This is a genomic window from Bacteroides sp. M10 (genome assembly GCF_014334015.1).
Taxonomy (GTDB): domain Bacteria; phylum Bacteroidota; class Bacteroidia; order Bacteroidales; family Bacteroidaceae; genus Bacteroides; species Bacteroides intestinigallinarum.
Window position 1 is genome coordinate 186,366 of sequence record NZ_CP060488.1, and the last position, 25,381, is coordinate 211,746.

A 25,381-nucleotide genomic window follows, 5' to 3' on the forward strand; every position below is an offset into this window, starting at 1 on the left:
ATTAGTAAACATACAATTAAACAAAAAGCATGAAATCATTTTCTGATAAAACAAACATAGGGTGGAATAATCCCCTAAAGACTGTTTATAAAATGAATTTTTACCTATTATTCCTATTAATAGATTCATTATTGATACTTGGATCAACACGGGCTTATTGCCAACAGAGCAGAACGATCTCTGGTATAGTGAAAAACTCTCAAGGAGAGACTATTATCGGAGCGAATATCGTTGAAAAAGGTACCAGTAACGGGACGATTACGAATGTAGACGGACTGTTCACACTGCGCGTAGCACCCAATGCAATATTAAAGGTATCTTATATGGGATACACGGAACAGGAAGTCAATACACGCAACAAGAACAAGGTAGAAATCATACTGACGGAAGACGCCAGACTGATTGATGAAGTAGTGGTGGTAGGATACGGATCGGTCAAAAAACGAGATTTGACGGGTGCGGTAACCTCCGTCAAGAGTGCGGAAGTACTAGCCGCTCCTACCAATAATGTGATGGAAGCCCTTCAAGGTAAGATACCCGGAATGGATATCACCAAAACTTCGGGACAGGTAGGAGGTGATGTCACTATCCTGTTACGTGGCTCACGATCCATCTATGGCAGTAACGAACCATTGTTTATTATCGATGGAATCCCCGGCAGCTATAGCCAGGTCAGCCCGTCAGACATCGAGAGTGTAGATGTATTGAAAGATGCTTCTTCCACCGCCATTTATGGTTCCGCAGGAGCAAACGGCGTTGTCATCATCACTACCAAAAGAGGAAAAGAGGGAAAAGCTACCGTAAACTTCGATGCTTATTACGGATTCAGCGGTTCACCCAACTACAGACATGGGATGACACGGGATGAATGGGTCACCTATCAACGGGAAGCCTATAAATATAAAAACGGTGACTATCCCACCGATATGTCCGCCCTACTGGGGAAACAGGATTTTATAGATGCATACAATAACGGCAAATGGATAGACTGGATAGATGAAGTGTCGGGCAACACGGCTACCACACAGAAATACAGTCTTTCGGTCAGTAGCGGCACTGAAAAGACAAAATTATTTGCTTCGACTTCCTACAACCGGGAGGAAGGTTTACTTAGTAACGAGAATCTGAACAGATATTCGTTACGCCTCAACTTGGATCAGCAGATATTTTCGTGGGCAAAGGTGGGCTTTACTTCCAATTTAGTCTACCGTGACTTGAACTCCGGTGTAAAAAATACATTCACCAAATCTCTCTCCGCCATCCCGCTGGGTGATGCTTATACCGAAGAAGGGGAGATCAATCACGAATACATCACGGGCCAATATTCCCCGATGAGTGATTTCATAGAGAATCAGTATGTAGACAACACCCGTTCCACCTACCTGAACATGAGTGGCTATGTCGAACTAACTCCCGTCAAAGACCTGACTTTTACCAGTCGTGTAAATGGTACTTTGAATCACTCACGCCGCGGGCAATACTGGGGAGAGAAGTGTAATGCCAACCGTCCGTCTTATGCAGGTTCGCCGCATGCTTCCATCACGAACAACAATGCCTGGAATTACACTTGGGAGAATATTCTCGCTTACAACACAACCATCGCCAAAGACCATAATCTGGGAGGTTCACTGATTACTTCCTGGAATAAGAACCAGTCGGAAAGTAGCATGGCTGCCGCCAGCGGTCAGATGGTAGATCAATGGTCTTTCTGGCGACTAACATCGGGTACTTCCCAACATGTGGAATCCGACTTCGCACAGACACAGAAAATGTCTTTTGCCTTCCGTCTGAACTATTCGTACAAGGGCAAATACCTGTTTAATTTCTCTACCCGCTGGGATGGTGTTTCACAATTCTCTACCGGACATAAATGGGATGCTTTCCCCGCAGGCGCACTGGCGTGGAGAATATCGGACGAGGCATTTATGGAAAAGACACGCAGTTGGCTGGACAACCTGAAGTTGAGAGTGAGCTACGGTATCACGGGTAACTCGGGAGGAACCACCGCATACAGTACCACAACACAAGCATACGTATATACCGCTTCGGGAATTTCCATTAACGGGAAGATCGTTCCTTTCACACAATACTCTGGTACTTACGGTAGTTCTGACCTCGGATGGGAAAAATCATACAACTGGAATATAGGATTAGATTTCGGTATCCTGAACGGTCGCATCGACGGCTCGGTAGAATGGTTCAAGACGACAACCAAAGGATTATTATTCAAACGTACATTGCCCATTACCAGCGGTCTGACCGGATGGGGATCGCCTCTGGCTATCTGGCAGAACATCGCCCAGACCAGTAATCAAGGTGTGGAAGCAACGATCACTTCGCACAACATACGGCACAAGGATTTCACCTGGAACACGACTTTATCCGTCACCTGGAACAAGGAACAAATAGACGAACTACCTGACGGTGACCTGATTGCTGAAAACTTGTTTGTCGGTGAACCGATTAAAGCCATTTACGGATATAAGTATGCCGGAATCTGGGGAACCGATACTCCGCAGGAGACATTAGATGCCTACGGCGTAAAACCCGGCTTCATCAAGATAGAGACCTTAGACCAGAAAGGTGACGGAGGCGTACATAAATACAGCACGGAAGACCGGCAAATTCTGGGACATTCCAATCCGGACTGGATCATCGGATTCAACAATTCCTTCACCTACAAGAATTTTGATTTATCTGTCTTTGCCATGGCGCGTTACGGACAGACGATCAACAGTGACCTGCTCGGCTATTATACCGCCGAACGGAGCGTTACCAAGAATCAGCTGGCAGGCGTAGACTACTGGACAGAAGATAATCAGGGAGCCTATTTCCCCCGTCCCGGAACAGCAGATGAGCAAAAAACCGTATATCCTTCATTAAGAGTACGCGACGGTTCCTTTATCAAGATTAAGAATATCACACTGGGATATACACTGCCCGCAAATATTTCACGCAAGGTTTTGATGGAGAAATGCCGCATCTATGCCACAGCCTACAATCCGTTCATCTTTGTAAAAGACAAACAATTGAAAGATACTGATCCCGAAACCAACGGTTCGGATGCATTCCCTACCTACCGGCAATTTGTTTTTGGCGTTAATTTGACATTCTAACTAAAAATTATAATCATGAAAAGTATATATATAAAATTCATATTTTGCAGTGTGCTGCTCTCGGCCCTTTCTCTACACTCCTGCACTTTGGACGAGTACAACCCAGGTGCATTTACCAAAGAGGCTTTGGCTACTTCCATCGATGGATATGAAACCCTGATTAACCAGTGTTATTTTGCCATGGAAAGATTTTATTATGGTGCTGCCGACTGGATGTCACTGACTGAAGGTGACACCGATCTTTGGACGTATAAAGCCAATGAATCAACAAGTTACACGCAGTGGTTCTGGTTTTTCGCAGGAACATCGCCCAATACGACTTACACCAATAATTGGTGGAACGGGACGTACGATGGTGTGGGAGCCTGTAACGAAGCTATCGCATTAGGAGACAAGCCTCCTTACACCACGGAAGAGGAACGGAATGCAAAGATTGCGGAAGCCCGTTTTCTTAGAGCTGTGTATTATTTCAATGCAGTGGAACAATTCGGAGCAGTGACAATGCTCACAGAACCCGTAGTAACGGAAACACTGACCTACTCCCCCACCCGCACCGATCCGATGACCATCTATCAGGAAGTTATTATCCCCGATTTGAGATTTGCATCCGAATGGTTGCCAACAGGTACGCATGCAACAACTACCACCCCGACAAAGAAAGCCGCTCTAGGTTTTCTGGCTAAAGCCTGCCTGCAGACGTACGAATATGGAAGCACTGAATATTTGCAGGAAGCTCTGGATGCAGCCAAGAAATTGATTACCGATTGCGAAACTGGCGGTGGGAAATACAATACGTATATGTATCCATCGTATAGCGAGGTGTTTAAAGAGAGCAACAACTGGGAAAACAAAGAAGCTCTCTGGAAGCATCGCTGGTATGCAGGAGCAGACGGACACGGATCAAGCAACGGGAATTATAAGTTGAATCGCAACGACGAGTATTTCTTATGTAATATCAATAAATTCGGTGCACGTGAAGACAATCAGGAGACACGGCTTACCTGGGAAGGTTCAATTACTGGTATCTTTATGCCCACGCAGCATTTATTGAGTTTGTATGTGCAGAAAGACGGAACATTGGACCCCAGATTTCATGAATCGTTCACCACAGAGTGGAACGCAAACAAGAATTATACGTGGGATGAAAGTGCCGTGCACATGTATGATAAGGAAGAAGCCGTCATCGGCAAAGCTCTGAATGAAGGAGACTTAGCCATTAAATTCATCATGCCGCAGGACATGGATTATGCTACAGAGAAGCAAAAAGAACATATTTCTGATTATTTGCTGATTGATTATCATCATGTATATAGTGACGACAATAATAATGTGAACATGAATTATGCCTATACAAACGTCACAGGTAATTACAAGAATGACGGCACGAACGAAAATCAGTTCCGCCACTATTATCCGTCACTGAATAAACATAACAGCAGTAATTATTATGTAGCCAATGCTTCCAAACAGAGAAATGGTAATCTGAATGCAACGTTTATCATGCGCATGGCAGAAGTTTATTTGATTGCGGCAGAAGCTGATATTTACCTGAATGGCGGTGCGAATGCAGCCGGTTATATCAACAAGGTTCGTGAACGTGCCGGAGCAAATCCACTCACAGGGAGTATTACGGTGCGTGATATCTTAGACGAAAGAGGCCGTGAACTTTGCGGAGAATATTGCCGCTTCTATGACTTGAAACGGACAGGAATGTTTAAGAATTCGGAATATCTGGAGAATACCCATCCGGATCTGGCCCGGTTCTTCCATCCGAATTATGCGTTACGTCCCATTTCAACTACTTTTACAGCCACGATCACCAATGGCAGTGAGTACCAGAATCCGGGATATTAAGTAGGAATTTCAATATGTACAGGTGCTATGGAGTCAATCCTGACACCTGTATATTATCATAAATTCAGGTTTTAACCTCACGATTAAGTAATTCAGAGCATAAGAAATGTTTCTTTCTCCACAGTACTTATCTAAGACAGTATCTGTAATCGCTATCTTTCACTTTTATAAATCCATTACTCAATAATGTCCTTATTGATATAATATTTTTTTCATCGGGATCAGCCAGTAGCTCTTTCCCTCCTATTTCTGCAATTTTCTCAATCAGTTTTTTTACAATAACTCCCCCAATACCCTTACCCAAATATTCTTCTTCACCTATGAGGTAACCTATTTCAAAGACTGTCTCTTTTTTATCAACAGTTCTTCCATAATATTCCGGGATATATTCTTTTTCAAAATAGCAATCCAAGTATAAACAGAAACCAATAGCTTTATCATTATAATAGACAATGAAGTGATTCATATAATGATATTGGGTATTTCTATTATTTATTTCATTCAACCAAGCCGCCTTGTGCTCTTCCCCATCGGGACAGAACCATTTATAAATATATTCTTTAGCCAGCCATTTGCTAAAAGTGTCTACATCTTCGTCACGCAAAGGCTTTATTGTAATCTTATCATTCTCAATATTCATATTTTTATGGTGAGACATTAGCCTCTGCTATAAATTTCATAATTCCAGTTGTTTGAAATACAAAGATATAATTTTCTGTATAATAAAAAACACCTAACAACAATCCATTAAAATCCCATAGCATCTTTCACTAAAACCATCTCTTCATGAGAGGTTAACTTCTCCAATAACAGCAATGCAACTCCATACGATGTTTGAGGACAATAAGAAGTTATGATATTATCATCTACCACAATGGGAGTATTCACGATGGTTGTTCCAAAACCCTCAAGAACTTTCTGCTTATGTGCACCCCTAAGATGGTAAGTTGTTGCCCTCCGGCCATTCAAGACCCCGCTTTTCCCAACAGGTAGAGCACCGACACAAACTGTTGCAATCCATTTCTTTTGTGAATCAAACAACCGTATTAATTCCAAAAGTTGCTCATTATATGCTTCCTCATAAAACCCAAATTCCTCAAATCCGCCGGGTATCGCAAGCGCATCATAGTCATCCGCAGATACTTCATCTATGACTTTATCCACCAAAACGGGAACATTGAAAGAACTAATCACTTTTCTATTCAAGCCACAGGTAACAACATCGATTTTACAATCAAAGTCCGTCTTTGCCCATCCCATAACATCAATAAAAGCACTGAACTCAATCGTTTCAAACCCTTTAGCAAGGAATACCAATAATTTCATAATCAATCGGGTTATATATTAAACAATTTATGAATGCTGCAAAGGTAGACATATTCATCATAGCCTGAAATGACATTATTCCGTCAAAAACTGCCATATTTATATTATCTTTGTTCACAGTAAAAATTGAAAAGACCATATATGGAGAAAAGATATAAGCACATCGCATTTCTTGTAATACCCAATGCAACATTGCTCGATATTACAGGTCCCTATGAGGCCTTTTCACTCGCCATACAATGCCTGAAATCTTATCATAAAGACACTACGTATGTGCTGCATACATTATCATTAGATAAAAACAGGATAGTCAAAACATCATCGGGGCTTTGCCTGCAATGCGAAGGTTCTATCAAGTCGTTGAATTACCCCATAGACACGCTGTTCATTCCCGGTATTCCCGAAAGTCTTGAAGACATGGTTGGCCCCAAGACATTATCATGGATAAAGCAACAATCCATGCAAGTACGGAGAATCTGTTCTATCTGCACAGGGGCTTTCATTTTGGCGGAAGCATCCATCCTTGACAACAGAAAAGTCACTACCCATTGGAAATTATGCCACAAGCTGGCTAATGACTATCCATCTTTAGATGTTGACAGCGAGTCTATCTTTATTAAAGACGGACATGTGTACACATCAGCCGGGGTTTCCTCGGGAATAGATTTAGCCTTGGCATTAATAGAAGAAGATTTCGGACGAACTTTGGCTTTAGAAGTAGCCAGAGAACTCGTCGTCTACCTGAAGCGACCGGGTAATCAAGCACAATTTAGCGTTACTCTAAAACATCAGGATAGCGATCACAAGCCAATCCAGAATATTAAAGATTGGCTGTTAGAACATTTAAAAGAAAAAATAACAGTAGAAGATTTAGCCGAACAAGCACTAATGAGTCCAAGAAATTTTGCACGCGTGTTTACCAGAGAAACAGGAATAACACCAGCTAAATATGTCGAGAAACTAAGGCTGGAAGCCGCCTGTCGTTTGCTCACAGAAACTCAACATACCTTAGAAACAATTTCCCTTGAATGTGGTCTGATGAATATAGACAATATGCGCAGATTATTTATAAAGCATCTAAAAGTAACACCATCCGATTATAGGAGATAGCCCCCCCGATTATCGTCAGGATAATGACCAGTGGATAGCTCTGCAAGATTATCAAAATGCAGATTGGACTAACTGAATCCAGTTGTGGAAGTTTTATAATTTACATATCATTCAAGTTATTCATTCTGTAGATGTAGCAAAATTAGATCATTATTGGTGCAATTTCGAAAAGTGCAAGATTTGACATTTTTACAAAATTGCTATGACAAATCAAAGTTTTTCCCTATGTTTGTATTAAGGGGCAACAAGATTTAAAATCTCAGTATTCGATGACAGGACAGAATATAAAAATGCAGTAAATGAGATTCTTATAAGCTCCCGGTTGCATTCCACAATTTGTAGAAATTAGATTAATATATATACTATGAGAAACAAATTTCAGAAATCAAGAAGCATAAGGATATTTATTTCATCCACCTTTCAAGATATGCAGAGCGAAAGAGATATGCTGGTTACCAAAGTTTTTCCAAGACTGCGACAGATTGCCTACGAACGCAATGTCACACTGACTGAAGTCGATCTGCGATGGGGAATCACCGAAGAAGAAGCAAAATCAAGCAAAGTGGTGGAAATATGTTTGGACGAGATACGGAATTCACACCCGTTTTTCATCGGATTATTAGGAGAAAGATACGGTTGGTGTCCATCGAAAGAAACACTCATTGAACACCAGGCCATGCCTGACAGATATGAATGGCTTGCCGCTGACCTCGATCATGGAATGAGTATTACGGAAATTGAAATTCAATATGGCGTACTTCGGTCGCTCGAACCGGTCTATGCCTCGTTCTATATACGGGAAGCAGATGAAAAGACGATGGAAACCGATCCAAGACAGGCGCAGTTAAAAGAAACAGTAAGAAATAACAAAAGATATAACACCTATGATTACTGTTCCCCCGAACAATTGGGTGAACAGGTGGAATCGGAATTCAGAGCATTGCTCGACCACCTTTTCCCCAAAGATAAAGTCGAGGATCCTGCCGTACACGAAAGACAGAAACTACAAGCCTTTCTGGATGACAAATCGGATAATTATATACCCAATAAAGCTTATATCTCCTATCTGGACAAGTTTCTAAACGATACAACCAACCAGCATCTGGTGATTACCGGAGAAAGCGGTATGGGTAAGAGTGCCCTTTTGGCTTATTGGCTTAAAAATATCATCGAAGATGATCGGTGGAATGTGGTAGCACACTTTAGCGCCAACTCATCGCAGAGTTTGGACACGACGGATATTGCGAAGCATATAACCACCCAGATAGACTCTCTATACGGACTTGAGCAGATGGAGGAAAACGACCGACAAATCGAACACAATGCTACCGATACAGATAATATAGATTACCAGAAACTAGCCTTGAGGGCCCAACTAATTGCCGGACAAAAACCTTTACTAATCGTTTTGGACGGCGCCAATCAACTTTCGGACCGGAATCATAGAACAAAACTATTAAACTGGTTGCCTGACTTCCCGGACAATGTAAAAATAATCTTTTCAACTATCGAGGAAGATAAAACCATGCAGGTATTCAAAAAACGGAAATACCCTGTAATAACAGTCTACCCCTTACTGCTCGACCAACGCAAGGAACTGATTGTAGACTTTTTCGATCGTTATCGCAAGCGGCTGTCCGAACAACAACTGACCATGATACTCAAAGGCAGTGACATAACAGACAACACCATGGTACTGATGTCATTACTTGAGGAAATCAGATGTTTCGGAAATTTCGACAGCCTGACCAGCTTCATCAGCCAAATGACTAACCTGCCAGACATCAACTCGTTTTTTGACAGACTATTACAGCGCAAAGAGCAAATATACAACACCCCACTTTACCCCTCGCTAACATCAGACTTGCTGTCACTAATAGCATTATCCAAAGATGGATTATCTGAAACAGAACTGATTGCAATTAGCAACATCCCGTCGCTCTACTGGTCTCAATTCTATTGTGCAAACACGGCCCACCTAATGATTAGGGACGGACGAGTGGTTTTTGCACACGACATGATACGACAGGCTATTGAACAGAAATACCTTAACAGCGAAAGAAAAGTACAATTAAGACAGAACATTATAGACTATTTCAATCGCGAAGAAAACAATAACTTCCGCAAGATGGAGGAACTCCCCTATCAACTTTATCACGCCGAAAAATGGGACGAGCTCCACGAATGCATTTCAACACTCGGTTATATGAGCCGACAGTTTAGCACCAACAACATTCATGAATTCATACTTTACTGGCGTACACTAAAACAAGCCGATGCTTCAAAATATAAAATTTCACAAGCCTATATTGAACAGATTATGGGAAGTATGGCTGAAAAGGCTGAAATGGTAGTTATGCTACAATGGGCTTATTGGCAGATGTTCCGCAAAGACGTTATCCGGCTGACCAACATCTGTATTTCTTATCTGAATGATTTGGATGCAGCCTATGAACTGGTAGAATTCCTAATCCGTATGTGCGACCAGATGGCCGACGGCGATACCAGTGAAGAACGCTGCTCGTTCCACAATCTGGCTGGTATGATCTGTATTCGCAAAAAAGAATACATCCAGGCGTTAAAGGAATATAGGGAAGGATTATCACTTGCAGTCCATGCTTACGGAGAAGACGACCTGAAAATAACATCTTACCTGTGTAACATCGCTGATGCATACCACAGTATCGGCGAATCACAAGATCCGGTCGATAAGGACGCATTGGAAAAAGCGAAGCTGATCCTCGAAAAAGTCCTTAAGATGCGCAAATCCATCCTGCCGGACATGCATGATGATATTGCCGTAGCATACGATAATCTCGCCGGTATATACAGGTTGCTTGGTGAAGAAGAACTTGCTAAGGAATATCGTCTGAAAAGTCAGGACATATATGTCAGTCTCAAAGGTGAGAATGACATTGATGTAGCCATCGCCTATCATAATTATGCACTCGAATGCCGCATGGAACAAGATTTTGACCAAGCCAGAGAGTATGCCGAAAAAGCCCTTACGATATATCAGCACATATTAGGAGATGAAAATACGCATACCCAAGAAGAATATCACTCGCTTGCAGAAATTGAGATGTATAGTGGAAACTATCCCAAAGCGACCGAATATATGAGACATGCGATAGATATTTACCAAAAGATTGGAGACCGTGACATGACGCTGGTCGAGCTACTGAACAGCCAGTCCTCCATATATCTTCGGGCCAACCAACCTGATCTGTCTCTCAACACAACATTGGAGTGCATCAGTCTACTCGAAACATTAAAACAAACAGACTCAAAACTGGCTGCTACCATGTATGACAATCTGGGTAAAATCTATCTCGTCCTAAATGATGAAAAGCTTTCGGAACATTATTATCTGAAAGGAGCCGAAACCTGGCATAATATGGATAACCTGGAAAAAGAGGCTGCCTCATACTCCTATCTGGCCGCAGCATACAACACTTTCAATCGTTTCGAAGACGCCGCAGTTGCACTCGAAAAATCACTTGCTTTGCTGGAAGAATGCGATAAAAGTCAGGATGAAGCAGCTGCCTATGCGAACAATAATTACGGTGCAATATGTTTCAGACTAGGACACATAGACAAGGCAATCGAACACATTGAAAAAGCCTGGGAGATACGCTCCGCCCTGTTCGGTCCCGACGATCAGATGGCCAGACAGTACAAGGACACAGTTGACCAACTGAAACAGGCAAATGAAAATACAGAAGATTCAGCCAATGACAAACCCAATGAAAAGCAAACAGCCAATGCAAATGCCGAAATCGAAGAATTTGCAACCTACATCGGTATAGATGATCCGGCATTGACCGATACCTTCCGACAAGGGAGAGACGCCTTTCAGACGGGTTATTTTGAAAGAGCTGTCGACATGTTCAATCGTGCCCTTCATCATTGCAACCAAAAGGGGGTTGAAAAAATGTCAGTAGCCCGAAGCCTGATTTATCGCTATCTGGCTTATTCAATGGAAATGAAAAAGGAAGAAGACCAAGCAGAAGAATACTATCGTATGGCTGCCGACATCGCTATCCAAAACGATAATGATGCTGTGGCCGAACGGGTATTCAAAGACATGGCCGAATTCAATTGGAATCGAGGTAATTTCGAGCAGGCAGAAATGAGCTACTGGCATGAAATACGATGCTTGCTAAGTTTGTATGGCTTCTACAACAAGAAAACAATAGCATGTCTGAACAACATAGCGCAGGCCATAACCAAACAAGATACTGTATACTGGCAAGTCATCCTCCGATGCTTCGAATTTGTTTATGTCCTCTCCAGCGACAACGAAGAATACAAACAGTCACACCAAAGTGCAAGCAATGGAATCGGTACGTCGATTGAACATCTAAAACAAGAAGACGAATCGTTTGATGACCAAAACTACCGAATCGATCTCGAAAGTGCAGTAATTGTTCTGATGGATTACACGATCGGCTTAGGCATGTACAATACAGCACATCAACTGTACATCTCTTTTCTTGAAGAAATAGCTGCAAACAGTGGAATAACCGTAGATGGCTATTACCTGATTAGTTTACGAAGAATAACAATGGATGCCGTTTTGGATAATCCGCACAGGGTAATCACAGCGGGACTCAACTTGTTACAGAAGGCTGAATCACAGCCTCCTTCCGACGAAATAAAAAGCCAAATAGAGATAACGATAGCAAATGCCTACTGCGACACCATGCAATATCATAAAGCCCTACCGCTCTATGAAACCAACCTGACTTACGAACCCAATCTCATCGTACCACTGGCCAAGTGTTACAATGCATTAAGCCACCCGCAAGAGGCTCTTCAGATGCTGGAAAATGCCATAGAGCAAGATCCGTCAATTTCCACATTGCCCGAAATTGACAAAGTTCTCGGTAAGATACTTCTTGACACAGGGCATATCAAGGAAGCTCTGGACGCCTTCAATCGTTACGAAGCTGACAAAACCGATACAGGAATCTCCCCTATGACTATCCAAAAAGCTCTCGCACTCTATTTGTCCGGTAGCGAAATGGATGCCACACAGCTGGTACATTCTGCCATGAAACTACTGAAAGATGAGAGCAACGACCTTTTGTACAGGATATCCATCGGCATTGAATTGATTGATTATATGCTTCAAACAGGCAACATCGAACAGGCAGAAAAATTGATCGACCAACTTCACGGACTGTTGGAGGAATTGCCCGACAGTATGCAAGAGCCTTATAATACCCGCATTGTCGCAATAAGACAAGCCCAAAACTAAGAAAGAATAATAAACAGGTATAAAAATAATAATGTAATATGAATATTCAGGAAATTTTAAATATGCTTGACGAAGACATAGCACGTGCCGAAGAGCAACAACCAGATAACAAGGAGGAGAATATCGATTTTCTGTTGTCCGAATTGGAAGCATCCCGTGAATTGGACGAGGACCGGCTTGCGGAAAAATACCTGGCCATGCACACTATGTATCAATTCCTTACCCGACCAGGTAATCTTATCAAAATACTTGACTGTAAAGATCAGCTTACGCTAGGTGAATGCCTGCCTATGCTCACTTATCTACCGTGGGTAAAAGACACCGAATTTGAACGGCTCTGTCTGGAAGCATCATTTTGCTCCCTGTATAACCATTTTCAATATGGGAATGAACTGGAAAAAGGTTTTGCAGCCATTGCAACCATAAAATTACTGCTTCATCACTCAGAGCAGCTTTTACCTTGTTTCGAAGAGTTTCAACAAATAGCCTACGAAAACGAGCACTTGCATAAACAGATGGACGAAGTGGATTTCCAATATGAACCCCAAATACTACTTTATCAGGTGCAGGCTTCGATGGTACCTTTCGTCCGGCGGGTTTACGAAATGTATCCGATGCTGGAAGAAGAAAGAATAAATGAATTCTGCAATAGAATCGAAGCAACGCTTGCTAATTTAGAATTGTCGCAGGAAAGAATGATGTTTAAAACCCGACTGATTTATAATTTCATGATTGAAGCGGATATCAGGTGCTATGAAGGAATAAATGAAGAAGAGGAATGATAGTCATTCGACTACAAATAAATCCCGGTCTTGTGGTTTCATCCTTGAGCCGGGATTTATAAATGAAAGAAGAACCCGATATCCCGTTTCCGGCTTTTCTTACCGCCAGTACTTATTATTTATTCAAATATCCATTTTTCGCAGCCTCCCAACCAATAATTGCAGTCTTGCGAATCTCTCCCCAGTGGTAATTACCCAACTCACCGGAAGAACGAATGACACGATGGCATGGAATAAGGAAAGCTACGGGATTCTCACCGACAGCCGTTCCTACAGCCCGGCAAGCCTTCGGGTTATTAATACCTGCGGCTATATCTCCATAAGTAGTCAATCCGGCGACAGGGATTTTCAGTAAAGTTTCCCAGACCTTTAGTTGAAAGTCAGTACCTTTCAAATGCAGCTTTATATCTTTATGTTTCTTCCAATCCTGCGTGAAGATGGATAAAGCATTTTGCTGCATCTCATCCACAGCCGGAGTAAACGTTGCATTAGGAAACTTCTTCAACAAGGAATGAAATGCCGCATCGTGATCGTCTGCAAACTCCAGACAACAAATACCTTTATTGGTAGACGCAATAAATAGTTCACCAAAAGGACTTTTGAAAAAACTGTAATTGATAGAAAGATTTTCACCACCGTTTTTATACTCGCCCGGTGTCATGCCTTCTATATTTACAAACAAATCATACAATCTGCCCGTACCGGAAAGTCCCGTTTCCTGTGCCGTATCAAACAAAGACGCATGAGTCTCATCCAAGATTTTCTTGGCATATTCAATACTGGTATATTGCAAGAATTTCTTAGGACTAACCCCTGCCCACTCCGTAAACATACGTTGGAAATGTGCCGTACTCAACGCCACTTCCCGGGCAATCTCATCCAGTCCCGGTTGCCTTTTGAAATTCTCCCTTATATACCCGATTGCCTGTGCAATACGTGCATAATCAAGCGTTTCTTGCTCATTCATAACAGAGGTTTGCCGTTTATTTCCAAATCCAGTAACCGTTTTTTAGCAGGAAGACCGCCGGCATACCCCACAAGCGCGTGGTTACTGCCGATAACACGATGACACGGAGCAAAAATAGAAATAGCGTTCGCACCGTTAGCAGCGGCAACCGCACGGACAGCCTTCGGCATATCCAGCTGTTTCGCCAATTCTCCATACGATACAGTCGAACCGTACGGAATATCCAGCAACTTATACCATACACTTTTCTGAAAATCCGTACCTACAAAAAGCAAAGGCACTTCAAACGCAGTCCGTTCACCATTGAAATATTCGTCCAACTGCTTAATCGCTTCCTGTATAACCTCGGATGTACTTTCTTCATAACAGGCTTTCAACACTTTCCGTAACCTCCTGTCTACAATATCCCTATGACTTTCAACTGCCCAGTCACAAAGACAAAGCCGATCCTCAAACGAGCCAAGCATCAAATCGCCACAAGGAGAATGATAACGCTGTATCCGAATGACATTGCCAACTATTTCTTTCCTTTTATCTTCCATCTTAACTTATTTTCGAGGATTGATAGCACTGCTTTTGTTTTCCACACCTGCAAAAATACATTTATTGTACTTACAACTGAAAAAGCAATCCATCATATTTTGACTTTCAAATCCATTTTAGTTTCCAATGCCACAAAATTACCACACATATATCTGATAAACAACCCGAAAATTGCGATTCTTATAAAATCCTTTATTCATTGGAGTTACAAGTGTGAGGGTAAACTACTCCACCTTTACCAAATGATAAAGCGTCCCCTTACGAGATTTACGACAAGGAATATTCAGTTTCTGAAGTGCGCGCCCAAACTGTCCCACCTTACTAATAGCCAACTTATCCCGTGTTTTCGTCTGTAAATAGCTCAAAATCTGCATAGCAGTCAGCCATTCGCCTTCCATTTCCTCCTCTACCGGATTAAGATAACAATGAAACAACTGTTCCAACGGACTAGCCTGTTCGAACTCACGGTTGGTCTGTTTCAATATATTTTCATCTTCATCATTCAGCCAATAACGTTCCCCTTTATAAATCGCCTCCATTGCTTGAGCATACAGCTGTTTGTAATTGATGGTAACGTTCGTTTGAATAGGAGCCGTCACCTCGATACAAATGAAACGGCGGCTACCACTGGGATCGGTAAGCAAATCTTTCTGATTGCTGGTTCCGATAAAAGAAGCATAACGCCTCATTTCCCGAATCGTATTACCGTAAGGCTTACGCAAATTCGCAACAGGCTTCTGCAACAAATGCTTCAGGAATCCCTGCTGACTGACATTAATCTGATCGAACTCATCAATATTAATCAGAAAAAAGCGTCCCAGATAACGTTCCGCCTCCTGCTTACTCTTAAAATCAATACTGTCCGTATAGCCGAAACGAAGTTCCGGCGGCAGGATAATGCGACAAAATGTAGACTTGCGATACCCTTGCGAACCCACCAGCAAAGGCGAAGTACTATTACCATGCTGCCGGTCAACTCCCCTCCAATGCGCCACCATACTAAGGAACCAACGGTAAAACAATTCCTGCCAATGCGGATTATCACAAGGAACCAAACCGGCCAATGCACGAATACGATCCTTTCCATCCCAACGCCCTGCCTCATAAAGATATTCTTCGACAGGATTGTACAAAGGAACACATTCCGAATTCAGAAAACGATCCACATCACGGTCCCACGCACTAATTCCCTCTTTCAATGCATTGATTGCAATGCTGTTGCGCACCCGTTTATCCATCGGCTTAAAGCAAAAATGAACGGAGTCACGCTGACGATATTCCAAATCATCCAGCACCGTATTGTAACGGAATTCATAACGGCGTTTCATAAACTCTTCCAACAGAAAAGCCGTCTCCTGCTCTTTGCTGATGCTGCTTTTCTTGCCGAATCCCTTACATTCCTGGTAAAGATTATGGAGTATCGAACGAATCACCTGTTCTTCCTCCTCGCGATAATAATGAATCATCGTCTGCCGTATCGCCTCCTCTTCGGGGATACCCGCTTTGAAACAATGCTCGGCAAGGCGGACCAGCAAAGACTGCAAGTCGTCCCCACGTTTCCAGTTCTCCATTTCCTGAAGTGCCCTGTTCAATGCCGCTTCATAAATCTTCGTGAACGTTTGTGCCGACTCATATCCCGGTTGCAATCGCAATAACGGATTTTTCTCCTCCTGCTTCCGCTGGCGGAAAGTCTCTTCTCCCGGCATCGTAAGCGGCTGTTCCAAACAAAACGGCACTGCATCCGGATTATAATAAGGAGCCTCATCCAACGTCATACGACATTTCTGTGTCAACACAGGTTCCTTCAAATCGATATCGAAAGGCAACATAGGCTGATAACATTTCACAGCCAGCCGATAAGCATGAACATGAAACAGTTCCGCCTCCGCCTCTTCAGATGGCAACCCTCCATCGTCCGGCAAGGCAAAACGAACCCATATCTTCACACTACGACCGCTGGAACCACAAAAAGCAGCAAAAGTCTGTGGCAGAAGTGCCGCTTGCCGTTTCACAAATTCCGCTTCCGACCCACCGGCCAACCGGCTCACTTCCAACTGTACCAAACCGTTATACTGCTTCATCTTCCGTTCACCCTCTTTGGTCCGGGTATATTCCACAGCAGAATAAATGTATGGCAACTTATCTATATGTTCGTACCGGGCATACGTACCTTCCAGTAACGGTATAATTTCCCGCAAAGCCGTGATATGCCCCGCTTTGGTTTCCGTTTTCATTTTGTCGAATAATGTGCCTGCCTCACAAATGCTAAGAGTCTCTTTTCCGCTCCCGTTGTCTTGTCTGATTAAAGTAATTTTCATCCTATTTTTGTCTATTTTTTCTACAATTACATCTACATATTTAATTCCTGTAAAGGTACGCTTTTATCTTCCGGAAAGCAAGCATTCTATCTGATAAATACCCGTATTTCATTTGCATTTGCCTCATTATTTATGTATCTTTGCTTAGTAGTTGTCAAGGGCTCACCCATGTGAACAAACAGGCTATCATTTGTAAACAAAAACGTCCACAGACGTAAACAGCTTTGTTCACATGGGTGAGCCCTTGCAAAGCATTAGAGCTTAACAAAAGAAACATGAAGCGCTAACGTATTACTACTTAAGAGAATACATAATAAGAACAGTTCATTTAAAACAAATATAAAGCTATGGCAATATTATTCGATTGGTATGAAGACCCGAAGCCTTCAGACAAACAGCAGGGAGAAAACGAAAATACCCTGCATCCGCGCATCAAATACAACGGTTCCACAGGGACGGATGTACTGCGTCGGCGTATTCAGGAACGTTGCTCACTGACAGAAACAGATGTCTCTGCCGTGCTCGACGCTCTTTCGCACATCATGGGACAGGAATTGGCGGAGGGACGCCAAGTACATCTGGACGGCATCGGCTATTTCCATCCTTGCCTGACCACCACGGAACCTGTGACGATAGGCACCAAACGGAAAGCAACTAAAGTGAAACTGAAAGCTATCCAGTTTCGTGCCGACCAGACATTGAAAAACGAATTTGGCGTACTTAAAGTGAAAAGCCTCAAAGGGGGACTGGATTTCACCCAACTGACGAACGAGGAAATTGACCTGCAACTGACAAAGTACTTCCGGACTCACCCTTTTATGCGGAGATATGACTTCCAATATCTTTGCGGAATGGCAAGAAGCACAGCCATGCGACATATCCGGCGTCTGCGCGATGAAGGTAAATTGAAAAATATGGGTGGAGCGATGCAACCAATTTATGTACCAGAAAGCGGTTATTACGGTAATAATGAATAGATTAGTGTAAAAACGAAATAAGATTAGTCAGCCCAAATCAGGACGAATCAGGGTGAGGGTAAAAAGTTACCCTCACCTACTCTCACCCTTACCCTCACACCTGTAACACCGATGAATAAAGGGATTAAGGCAAAGGGTGAGGGTGTGAGGGTAAAACTGCTACAAACATTTATTTGAAAAGAATGACGTGAGCTGTTGACCACGTGGAATAATCACATATTCGCTTAAATTCCCATAATTTATTGCCCGATATCGAAGAAAGACAATATCTTTGTTTTATATTGTGCGACAAAGTGATTCCTATGAGCAAGAAACTTCAAATACATAACAGCACGGCAGAGTTCCTTATCTTTCAATTAGAGAGCAAAGAGGAGGGAGTAGAAGTTCTCTATAACGATGAAACGCTATGGCTGACGCAAGACGCATTAGCCATGCTGTTTGATAAAGGTCGTTCAACGATTGCCGAACATCTGCAAAACATCTTTCAAAGTGGTGAGTTACAAGAAGATTCAGTTTGTCGGAAATTCCGACGAACTGCTGCCGATGGAAAGGACTATGCAACCAAATATTACAATTTGGATGCAGTAATTTCGGTGGGTTATCGTGTAAATTCAGTACGTGCGACCCAATTCCGGCAATGGTGTACATACGTACTTCGTCAGTTTGCCATACGGGGGTATGTGATAGACCGAAAACGAATGGAGAACGGCACTTTCATAAATGAAGACTATTTCGAGCACTTGCTAGCCGAGATTCGGGAAATACGATTGAGCGAAAGACGCTTTTACCAAAAACTTACCGATATATACGCAACGAGTATCGATTATAACCGGGATGCTCTCACCACACGTGCATTCTTTAAGAAAGTGCAGAATAAGATGCACTATGCCATTCACGGACATACGGCTGCTGAACTGATAGTGGAGCGAGCTGATGCCGAAAAGGAACACATGGGACTTACCACTTGGGAAAAAGCACCTGATGGTAAGATTGTAAAGACTGATGTCTCTATAGCCAAAAATTACCTCAAAGAGAATGAACTTGAGTCCATGGGGCGTATCGTGGGAGCTTTCTTGGATTTAGCCGAAGATAGAGCCAAACGACATATCCCAATGACTATGGAGGATTGGGCAACACGTATTGATAAATTCTTAGACAGTGACGACCGCCCTATCTTGTTAGATGCAGGTAAGGTGTCAGCAGAACAAGCCAAATTATATGCAGAATGTGAATTTGAAAAATACCGCATCATTCAAGACCGACTGTTTCAATCCGATTTTGACAAGTTCGAAACAGATAATCTACTTGATTTTAATAGTAACCAGGAGATGTAGCCATTATACATAATAGTGTATAAACAATCTGCGAACACCGAAAAAGCAAGAAATTCTTTGTCATTTCTTTATTATCCTCCATAAATCATTTCTCTTTGTCTTTTGAAAGCCAAAATGGAATGCGGCATATTGAAACGTTTTTGCGCTAAGAAAACTACCAATTTGATTATAAACAAAAAACTGAATCTCAATAAATCTGTTTCATACGTGCGACCTAGGGTCGGGCATGTGAGTATATTTATTAGATTCTAGGTATTGGTAGTATCTCTTAGCGGATAAATATCTTATTTATAAACAGTCATTCCTTCACTTCCCAAGTATCAGTTCTAAAGGACGCTACTGGAATGCCATAGCGACTATAAAGTGTCCCTTTCTCATAATTCCGGAAACAATAACGGACAGCTACAGGAACAGGAACTTTCTCACAATCCACTTCAAGACGTCCCGTATATTTCTCTATCCGTGCGGTAGCAGGATAAAAAACACGATCACTGCCGGCTACCTCTATTCCGGAAATAGTGGCTCCCAAAGGAGCAAGCCCTTCACTGCCACAGTCAAAAGTCAAATATGCTTTACCGTTGGCCACTTCCATAGATTGATAAACAGGGGCGTCCGGAACAAATCCTTTCAATCCATAACTCCCGGAAAGAGCCAGCAGGGCCAACCGCTCGCCGACTTTACGTTTATGAGCCGGATGAATACAATTACAATCACCGATGTCCATCGTTACAACCATATTGCTGTTCGGAATCTCTTTTAAATTCAGTAACTGCGCCTCACGCAATAAAGCACTCCCTACCAATTCAGCCCCCTCATACGCAAAAGGAGCTATCTGAACATAATAAAACGGCAATTCACCTTGCCCCCATGCCTCACGCAACATCTTGACAAAAGCCGGCTGCAGTCTGCGATATAAATCCGGATCTTTCCGATTAGATTCGCCCTGATACCAAAGAAAACCTTTGATGGTATATTGCTCGACAGGAGCAATCATCGCATTGTAAAGCATACAAGACTGATACTTCGGCCGTTCAATGAACGTTGTATCATCAAGAAAGCCCAGATCAAACGCTTTAAAAGGAGCTAACACTTCACGGCTCATCCAAGCCTGAATGGATGTTCCACCCCACGAAGAAACAATAATGCCAACCGGCACATCAAGTACCTGTTGAAGATAGTCAGCAAAAAAATAAGCAGTTGCACTCGTTTCAGATACCACTTCCGGAGTATTTTTCAACCATTGTGCCCGGCAATTCTTTTGCGGCATTCGCGCTCCCTCCTGTCCAATCGTACAAATTCGTATCGGTCGTGAAGGTTTGGCACGGACAATCATATCCACCGCATCAGCAATAGGCTGATTAGCCTTTCCCATCAAAGGCATCTCCATATTCGACTGACCGGCACATAACCACACCTCACCAATCAGAACATCACGAAGCATCAAATCTTCACCGTCACTTAAACTTATTGAGTAAGGTCCTCCCGCAACGGGTGTCTTCAAACTCGCACGCCACATTCCCGCATCATCTGCCCGGACTGTATACAACTTCTTATCCCAGGAAGGACAGATAGTAACCATTTTCTTTGGTGATGCCATCCCCCATAGTTGCACATCGTTTTGTTGTTGCAAAACCATGTTATCAGTGAAAAGAGAAGGTAAGACGACCTTAGCATGCATATTTACCATGCCCAATATTGTCAGAAGAAAAACAAGAAATCTCATATCCCGCCAGTTCATTTAATGGTATAATCCTTTTTCTCTTTCCCTATTCCTTTCAGAGTTAGAGATTTCCAAGCGTCAGGAAGCGTTCCTTTTCCGGCAGCAATCCCTTTATCCGTAATATCCAGTCCGCCAAATCCCATCAATACCGACTGCAATACACCGCCAGCCCCTGTCAGGAAATAGGGATTCGTACCACCGTCAAATTCGGCTATCACCCGGAATGGCGGATTCAGATTGGGACAATAGGAATCCCTAAAATAATGCCATGCACGTTCACGATCTCCCAATCGAGTAAACAAAATGGAGTAAATGGACTTCGACATGGCAGGTGTTTTCTTTCTCGGAACAGTCTGAAGATAGTATTCGAGATCTTTTCGAATTTGCTCTTTATCCGTAACAAGCTTTAAAGGGAAAGCCAACAGGCAAACATCGGCCTGCTTCGTTATAGCTCCGTCATACGTATCATGTTCTGCCGTTACTCCATTGGCCAGTTGCCGGAAACGGAGTTTTCCCGCAACAGTCGCCCACATCGGGTCCGATTTCATATTCAGCAGTTTGGCAGCTTTACAGGCAGCTTCCAAAGTAGATTTTGCGACACCGTTTGTATAAGCATTATTATTCACATTCTTTCCCCCTTGAGGATTCTGATTCCATTCATCCGCTCCAATCACATTCCTGATTTCATACTCCCCTGCTTCATTCGGTTCCGAACGGCTCACCCAATAATCGGCAGCGGCACTAATGATGGGAAATCCCTTTTGGCGAAGCCATTCCAAATCCTGCACCACAGAATAATATTGCCAGGTTGCCATAGCCACATCCCCTGTAATATGATTTTCGAAAGGACCATAAATGTTGGTTACCGTATTATCCTCGTTTCCCTTATCACTACTTTCCCATGGATACATTGCTCCTTTGTAGCCGTGCATAAAAGCATTATGCTTGGCTGCGTCCAGACGTTGATAACGATACTCTATCATTGATTCCGCCAATTCGGGATGAAGTAGTAACAAAGCCGGAAAAATCCACGTATCAGCATCCCAAAACACGTGTCCGTTATAGCCGAAGCCCGAAAGTCCCATCGGAGAACAGGATAATCCCGATCCTTCACGCACAAAAGCATACGTATGATAAAGCATACTGTGAATATCTTGTTGCGACTGAAGATCGCCCTCAATCACTATATCACTTTCCCAAAGTTTATCCCATGCAGCCTCGTGCTTACTCCACAATCGTTCGACGCCTTCTACCGCAGCAAATGCCGTCAACCGTTCCACCTCATTCCTGACATCGGCATGAGTGACAGAGGAAAGCGTCGTCCCTATAATCGAAAAAGTATAGGGTTGACCTGCCTGTAAACGGACCGTAAACTCTTGTGTATGTACCCCAACTCCCCGTGCACTTCGATGACAGACTTCCGGACGAGGAAAGGAGGCATCGAAGACAAACGACGAACAAGCCCCGATTTCAAATTCCCGGACCGGAGATTTTGCTACTGACGTGCAGAGGTCAATCGCTGTCTTTCCATTGAAAATCCGGTTGTAATATTCCTGCGGATTACGCAGTGATTCATGTACCGTCATTATATTCGCCACGGATACTTCTATGTTTTCTTTCGGAATGATCTGCACACGCAACAAACATGAATAAGGCAAATGACGCAATGATGTATATTGATATTCAACACGGGCCAGTGATTTATAATCAAATTCTCCACAAAACACTCCCCGACGCATATCCAAAGTCTGTTTGTAACCGGATATCTGGGAAGCCTTCACCGTAGAACCGTTTATCTGCAATTCCGTATCAAGCATATTGATGCCATGCAGGAAATTGTTTACTCTCCCCTTACCATAAATATCATAAACTCCTCCCAACACGACGCGGGAAACCTTCAAAGGTTCGGGAGAAGAGACTAACCCCAACATACCATTAGCTACAGTTATTCCATAATAGGATTGGGGGTCAATTTGTTCTGCAGTAATTTTCCAGGCATCTTGTGCGGACAGACCAATAACAGGCCACAACCCGCCCAACAGCAGGAATATTAAAAAGTTCCTTTTTCTCATTTTATCTGTATTTTATAAGCTTCTTATGAATGCATAGCCAGTCTTTTCTCATCGGAGCAAGGCAAAACCCGCTCCGACGAAAAAAGAAACATGCTAACTAAAAGTCTGTATGGATAAAAAAACTAATACATATATCCGCTCTTACCCGGATTACCGCCCATCTGCGACCACGCATTGGCTGCATAACCTGTCGCTGCGCCTTCAACAGCAAATAGAGTTGGTTTTCCTTCCAGCATACCGGTCACATAGATAATGCCATCAGCAGATATGGTAGGAGAAGATTTCAACCCCGTCCCAAGTTGGAGCGAAGCAATTGCTTTTCCTGTGGCCGGTTCAAGCTTCACCAAAGAACCTTTTTCCGTATCATTATAGTAGATATAACCTTCATTATCTATAGCCGGAACACCATAAGCAGTGCCTGCCACTTCCGTTGCCCATAGAACGGAGCCTGTAGAGGAAATAGCAGTAATATATTTGTCAGTAGCTACATACACAACCCCATTTCCATCAACAACCAAGCCATAACCGGTTTGTTTATTTTCCCCTTTGACAGCAGTGTACCATTCAGGAGCCGAAACATTACCTTCGGTCGTTTTCTTGGTATCGTAACAATAGACTAATGCTTTGGTCTCATTGGTAGATATGCGGGCTCCCAAATTAAGGCAAAGGATATATGCTTTTCCATCCGCACCGACAGCGATCTGGCTACCATTAGGCTGGTCATTCGGAGCATAATTTTGCTCATTGGTCGACTTGCTCCAGCTATTGCCTTTCGGGAAGAAGATGTGTGTACCATACGAACGGCCTCCACTCTGACCTGTGTTGACAAGCGCCCTGCCATCTTTTAATCCCACACAACCGCCATAACTTCCGGAAGATGTCTTCTCTGCATATTGCAGCACACCGGATATCTTATCATAAATACGGAAATGCATACCATCCGTGCTCGGAGCTGAATTTGTCAGAATCATCACATACCGATCCGTAACAACCGGAGCACCGAAAGGACGCATACTCGATTTGGCACCAATCGAAGTAAACCACTTCTGCGTTCCACCATCCGCACCACCTTTCACCGCATAAAGACTGGCAGACTTAGCTGCATCCGCTTTGGAAGTGTTATCTCCGACAGCCACATAAACCACTCCATCGGAATCCACCGTAGGAGTCGGGTGCTGATAGTCGGAGCCACGATTCGGTTCATTGTTTTGTCCGCAATCAAATCCCCAAACCCGTTCACCGAGTTTGGTGAAACAAACCAGATTATAATTACTGGAAGAAACATAAACATACTCACCATCCGCACTTGTTGCCGGAGAAGTGCCAATCACCACTCCCTGTTCATCATAAGAGTGAGCCCATAATACCCCAAGGCTACCGGCACTCTTGGCTACATCAACTGTGACAGTCTTAGTATCTTTCCGTTTTTTATTGTCCGTTACCGTCAGCGATACATTTATTTTCCCATGCGAACCGAAAGTCACTGTCGGATTTTCCTCCGTTGAAAGGATAGCACCGAAAGTCCATTCTCTCTTAATAATCTCACATCCTTCCGCCGCTTTCGACTGATCCGTAAATACCACTTCCTCACCCGCTACAATTTGTTCGGGAAGCCAGCTGAAATCTGCCGTAGGGCGAATACCGTCGTCTATTATTTTAATTGTCTTTTCAAATACTGATTTCATTGAACCGTGATCCGAAGTAACAGTCAGACGAAAAAGATAGTCTCCGCCCTCTTCCACGCTAAATGGTTCGGGAGCAGCCAGTTCATAGGAAACCTTACCCATAAATTCCCATTTGCAGACTGCAATCTGGGCATTCTCCGCTGTCGACGTATTCGTTAGGGTAATCAAATCACCAATCTCATAGGATTCTTTATCTGTAGTGAATCCAGCCTGCACCCATGCCTCTTCTGCAGGGTTACACCCCACTAACAGGCCGACAGCAGCTATCAATAAATATATGATTCTTTTCATTGCGTTTCTGTAATTTTAGATGA

The 25,381-nt window shown here is 43.0% G+C and carries 15 protein-coding genes and 1 pseudogene; 8 read left to right on the forward strand and 8 right to left on the reverse strand.

What is annotated here, in order from left to right:
• Positions 1–29: 29 nt before the first annotated feature.
• Both H8796_RS00760 and H8796_RS00765 read left to right on the forward strand, forming a co-directional pair.
• Positions 30–3,116, forward strand: a complete 3,087-nt coding sequence (locus tag H8796_RS00760) for a TonB-dependent receptor (protein ID WP_117971812.1) — start codon at positions 30–32, stop codon at positions 3,114–3,116.
• A 15-nt stretch (positions 3,117–3,131) separates the two neighbouring features.
• Complete coding sequence (locus H8796_RS00765; protein WP_117936173.1) at positions 3,132–4,970, forward strand: RagB/SusD family nutrient uptake outer membrane protein; 1,839 nt, start codon at positions 3,132–3,134, stop codon at positions 4,968–4,970.
• A gap of 127 nt (positions 4,971–5,097) precedes the next feature.
• On the opposite strand, the gene H8796_RS00770 is transcribed toward H8796_RS00765, so the two are convergent.
• Together H8796_RS00770 and H8796_RS00775 are read right to left on the reverse strand one after the other, a co-directional pair.
• Positions 5,098–5,610, reverse strand: a complete 513-nt coding sequence (locus H8796_RS00770; RefSeq protein WP_117936174.1) for a GNAT family N-acetyltransferase — start codon at positions 5,608–5,610, stop codon at positions 5,098–5,100.
• 107 nt (positions 5,611–5,717) lie between these two features.
• A complete protein-coding gene (locus H8796_RS00775) occupies positions 5,718–6,296 on the reverse strand; it encodes a DJ-1/PfpI family protein (RefSeq protein ID WP_117936176.1) in 579 nt (192 codons plus the stop codon).
• Between the two features lie 141 nt (positions 6,297–6,437).
• On the opposite strand from H8796_RS00775, the gene H8796_RS00780 reads away from it, so the two are divergent.
• The 4 genes and pseudogenes from H8796_RS00780 (at position 6,438) to H8796_RS00790 (ending at position 13,451) form a co-directional block, all read left to right on the forward strand.
• On the forward strand, positions 6,438–7,406 hold the full coding sequence (locus H8796_RS00780; RefSeq protein WP_117936178.1) for a GlxA family transcriptional regulator: 969 nt from the start codon (positions 6,438–6,440) through the stop codon (positions 7,404–7,406).
• A 4-nt stretch (positions 7,407–7,410) separates the two neighbouring features.
• Positions 7,411–7,587: pseudogene (locus H8796_RS25295) on the forward strand (DinB family protein); the annotation flags it as partial.
• A 183-nt stretch (positions 7,588–7,770) separates the two neighbouring features.
• The gene (locus H8796_RS00785) at positions 7,771–12,669 is read left to right on the forward strand and encodes a tetratricopeptide repeat protein (protein ID WP_117971814.1); all 4,899 of its coding nucleotides are present in this window, start codon (positions 7,771–7,773) and stop codon (positions 12,667–12,669) included.
• Between the two features lie 38 nt (positions 12,670–12,707).
• Positions 12,708–13,451: a hypothetical protein gene (locus H8796_RS00790; RefSeq protein ID WP_117936182.1), complete on the forward strand. Its 744-nt coding sequence runs from the start codon at positions 12,708–12,710 to the stop codon at positions 13,449–13,451.
• Positions 13,452–13,566: 115 nt separating this feature from the next.
• On the opposite strand, the gene H8796_RS00795 is transcribed toward H8796_RS00790, so the two are convergent.
• The 3 genes from H8796_RS00795 to H8796_RS00805 all read right to left on the reverse strand — a co-directional run bounded on the left by H8796_RS00795 (position 13,567) and on the right by H8796_RS00805 (position 17,279).
• Entirely contained in the window at positions 13,567–14,418 is an 852-nt protein-coding gene (locus tag H8796_RS00795; protein WP_117936184.1) for a methylated-DNA--[protein]-cysteine S-methyltransferase, read from the reverse strand.
• Positions 14,415–14,960 (reverse strand): methylated-DNA--[protein]-cysteine S-methyltransferase, encoded by a 546-nt coding sequence (locus H8796_RS00800; protein WP_117936186.1) that lies wholly within the window; start codon positions 14,958–14,960, stop codon positions 14,415–14,417. Before H8796_RS00800 ends, H8796_RS00795 begins: the two co-directional genes overlap by 4 nt.
• 225 nt (positions 14,961–15,185) lie before the next feature.
• Positions 15,186–17,279: a BT4734/BF3469 family protein gene (locus H8796_RS00805; protein ID WP_117936188.1), complete on the reverse strand. Its 2,094-nt coding sequence runs from the start codon at positions 17,277–17,279 to the stop codon at positions 15,186–15,188.
• A gap of 347 nt (positions 17,280–17,626) precedes the next feature.
• Between H8796_RS00805 and H8796_RS00810 the strand changes: the two genes are divergently transcribed.
• Together H8796_RS00810 and H8796_RS00815 are read left to right on the forward strand one after the other, a co-directional pair.
• Positions 17,627–18,256: an HU family DNA-binding protein gene (locus H8796_RS00810; protein WP_008998998.1), complete on the forward strand. Its 630-nt coding sequence runs from the start codon at positions 17,627–17,629 to the stop codon at positions 18,254–18,256.
• Between the two features lie 302 nt (positions 18,257–18,558).
• Positions 18,559–19,590, forward strand: coding sequence for a virulence RhuM family protein (locus H8796_RS00815; RefSeq protein ID WP_117936299.1), 1,032 nt, complete (start codon positions 18,559–18,561; stop codon positions 19,588–19,590).
• Positions 19,591–19,888: 298 nt separating this feature from the next.
• On the opposite strand, the gene H8796_RS00820 is transcribed toward H8796_RS00815, so the two are convergent.
• From H8796_RS00820 to H8796_RS00830, 3 genes are all read right to left on the reverse strand, one after another.
• Positions 19,889–21,313, reverse strand: a complete 1,425-nt coding sequence (locus H8796_RS00820; protein WP_117936301.1) for a sialate O-acetylesterase — start codon at positions 21,311–21,313, stop codon at positions 19,889–19,891.
• Between the two features lie 11 nt (positions 21,314–21,324).
• Positions 21,325–23,382, reverse strand: a complete 2,058-nt coding sequence (locus tag H8796_RS00825; RefSeq protein ID WP_117936189.1) for a glycoside hydrolase family 65 protein — start codon at positions 23,380–23,382, stop codon at positions 21,325–21,327.
• 122 nt (positions 23,383–23,504) lie between these two features.
• Positions 23,505–25,358 carry a PQQ-binding-like beta-propeller repeat protein gene (locus H8796_RS00830; protein WP_117936191.1) on the reverse strand — a complete coding sequence of 618 codons (1,854 nt, stop codon included), beginning with the start codon at positions 25,356–25,358 and terminating at the stop codon, positions 23,505–23,507.
• Positions 25,359–25,381 lie beyond the last annotated feature (23 nt).